The sequence below is a fragment of the Mycobacterium sp. genome (assembly GCF_049673265.1).
In the GTDB taxonomy this organism is placed as follows: domain Bacteria; phylum Actinomycetota; class Actinomycetes; order Mycobacteriales; family Mycobacteriaceae; genus Mycobacterium.
In genome coordinates this window covers 1-2,676 of record NZ_JBATXN010000102.1, presented here as the reverse complement: position 1 = coordinate 2,676, position 2,676 = coordinate 1, and the positions used below count along the sequence as shown (strand labels likewise).

General features: G+C 65.5%; 4 protein-coding genes. 3 read left to right on the top strand and 1 reads right to left on the bottom strand.

The genetic code is table 11. From position 1 onward, the window contains the following. Positions 1-1,029, top strand: a 1,029-nt coding sequence (locus WBF82_RS03470) for a serine hydrolase domain-containing protein (protein ID WP_424381703.1), incomplete at its 5' end; no start/stop codon positions are given. Between the two features lie 56 nt (positions 1,030-1,085). Here the strand turns inward: WBF82_RS03470 and WBF82_RS03465 are convergent. Then, a complete protein-coding gene (locus tag WBF82_RS03465) occupies positions 1,086-1,940 on the bottom strand; it encodes a phytanoyl-CoA dioxygenase family protein (RefSeq protein WP_424381702.1) in 855 nt (284 codons plus the stop codon). 119 nt (positions 1,941-2,059) lie between these two features. Here WBF82_RS03465 and WBF82_RS03460 point away from each other — a divergent pair, with 119 nt between their 5' ends. Together WBF82_RS03460 and WBF82_RS03455 are read left to right on the top strand one after the other, a co-directional pair. After that, a complete protein-coding gene (locus WBF82_RS03460; protein WP_424381701.1) occupies positions 2,060-2,581 on the top strand; it encodes a hypothetical protein in 522 nt (173 codons plus the stop codon). Positions 2,582-2,605: 24 nt separating this feature from the next. Next, positions 2,606-2,676, top strand: a 71-nt coding sequence (locus WBF82_RS03455; protein ID WP_424381704.1) for a hypothetical protein, incomplete at its 3' end; no start/stop codon positions are given.

Below are 2,676 nucleotides of genomic sequence, written 5' to 3'. Positions count from 1 at the left end.
GTCGCATCCACGGTGATTCACCGGCTCGTCGACCGCGAGCTGCTGTGTTACGACACGCCTGTCGCCGACTACTGGCCGGAGTTCGGAGCCAACGGCAAAGCCGACATCACTGTCCGCGACGTCCTGCGGCATCGATCCGGGTTGTCGCATCTGAAGGGTGTGGGCAAGACGGAGTTAATGGATCACCGCTTGATGGAAGAGCGACTGGCCGCGGCCCCGGTCGACCACTTGCGGGGCGCACCGGCCTATCACGCGCTGACCTACGGTTGGCTGCTTTCTGGTCTGGCCCGATCGGTCACCGGCAAGGGTATGCGCGAGCTGGTTCGCACCGAGCTGGCACAACCACTCAATACGGATGGCCTACATCTCGGCCGACCTCCGGCCGGCGCGCCGACCAAGGTCGCGCAAATTCTGGCGCCCCAGAGCAACCGGCCCAATCCGGTGTTCGACTTCGTCGCACCAAGGGTGGCCGGGCTGCCGTTCTCGGGCGCCTTAGGCGCAATGTATTTCCCCGGCATCAAATCGCTTGTGCAAGGCGATATCCCATTCCTTGACGGCGAAGTCCCCGCAGCCAACGGCGTTGTCACTGGCGGCGGCCTGGCGAAGATGTACGCCGCGTTGGCCAACGGCGGCCGCATCGACGGAAAGCAGTTCCTGTCGTCGGAGTTGGTGAACGGTTTGATCGGCAAGCCACGGGTGCTTCCTGATCTGAACATCATGGTGCCCATGCCTTTTCACCTTGGCTATCACGAATCGCCGATTCCCGGTCTGCTCAAGGGATTCGGTCATATCGGCCTAGGCGGAACACTCGGCTGGGCTGATCCGCAGACCGCCAGCGCGTTCGGCTTCGTCCACAACCGGCTGTTGACGCCGATGGTGTTCGACATGGGGTCGTTCGCCGGCCTGGCCCGTCCGCTGCGCAATGCCATCGCTGCCGCCCGGCGCGCCGGTCCCCTTGAGGTGCCGCAGTTCAGCGCAACCTACGGCCAACCCCGACAGCGAAAGCGGGCGGTAGCGGGGCGGCGTTAGCTAGGGCTGATTGTCCGACTCCTAAGCGGGCCGTCCCGGCCCGCCTCGTCGCCGAACTAGGGCTCATCCAGCAGCCGCAGTGGATGCAAACCGTCGACGGCGCCCACGAACGGCGGGTGGATGCTGTAGCCCAGCATGCGGCGGATGTCGTCGGAGACCTCCCGGGCGATCTCGCGTGAGATCGACAGGGTGAACGCCTCCATCGGTCGCAGCCACGGTTGGCAGTATTGGGCGGTGACGGCAAGACGGTCGCCAGTGCTGGTGTTCGCGCCGCCGCCATGCCACAGGGTGCCGACGAAGAACACGCACGAACCCGCGGGCATCACGACCGGTTGCGACCGATCCTTCGGCCCCGGACGACGCTTGCCCCAGCGGTGACTGCCGGGATAGAGGACGGTGGAGCCATTGTCGGCGGTGAAGTCGTCGATCGCCCAAATCGTTGCGGCCGCCAGCGGTGGGCGCGGACGCGGCACAGGGTAGAACCCGTCGTCATGGTGAGCCAGTTGCGCATCCTCACCGGGCTGAATGTTGATGGCCTGCAACGCCGAAAGCAGGTAGTTGGGCATCAGCAGCCGATCGAGCGCCGCCAGCACCCGCGGATGGTCGACAAGCCGGTCGCACGCCCGCGTCCTGCTCAACACACTGTAGATGCGCTGGGTGCGACGGCCCTCGAACGAGTTGCGCCCGGTGTGCCCCAACCAGGGACGGACGATGTCGCGGATCTGCCGGCGCTCCTCGGCACTGAGCAGGTCGTTCCAAATGACGTAGCCGTCGCGGTCGAGGGCCGCCATGTCGGCCTCTACGATTGCAGGGTCGACCGAAGCCCCGCAGGTCGGAGTCCGCTTGTAGCGCAGCGCCAAATCGCCTCTGAGGTCTTCCAGAGTCGTGACGGACTCGTCGTCAGTGTTCATCTGCATTGGTCCTTAACGCTATGACAACACCCTAACTCCGCGAACACGCCCATTGTCAGCCGTCGATCCCTCTATCCTGGGAGATCGGGGAATTCGGGGGCCTGAAGGCGGAGGGTCGGATGGCGGCCATAACGGCGTGCCGCGCATGCGGGATGGAACGCCGTGACAACACGCGGTTTTGCCATGGATGTGGCTGGCCGATTGCTGCGGCCGACATCAAGGCCTTGGACGAGCAGGTGACGGAGTTGTTCGACGGCGTCTACCTGGCCCGTGAGCGGGCTCGCCGAGGCGATCGTGATGGCGCGATTCCGGTGATACGCGCCGGCGTCGACGATCTGCTCAGCGAAGGGCGATCCCGGGAGTGGGGCATTCCGGCGACAGGCGTGTTGGTGGAGACGCTGCTCGACGGCGGCACCGAAAGTGACGTCGTGGAAGCCGAGGCCGCCATCGAGCGGTTAGCAGCGGCGCCGTCCGACGATCATTCCGCTCTGCGCGCCATCTGGCTGCTGCGATTACGCGCCCTGCTGGCGCGGGCACGCGGCGAGGGTGTGCGCTATCTGGACTTCGTGAATCGCTACCGCAACATGGCGACATCGCTTGGCCTCGAAGGGCACATCGCCTGGGCCGAGGCGATGCCATGACACCGACGGGGCGTGGCAACAGGCATGCTGTTCGCAGCCTTGCGTGACATGCAATGGCGAAGGCGCCGCCTCGTCATCGCGATCGTCAGCACCGG

Excerpts from the sequence above, each read along its gene's own strand:
- WBF82_RS03465 (WP_424381702.1), bottom strand. The coding sequence starts at position 1,940 with ATGAACACTGACGACGAGTCCGTCACGACTCTGGAAGACCTCAGAGGC.
- WBF82_RS03460 (WP_424381701.1), top strand. The coding sequence starts at position 2,060 with ATGGCGGCCATAACGGCGTGCCGCGCATGCGGGATGGAACGCCGTGAC.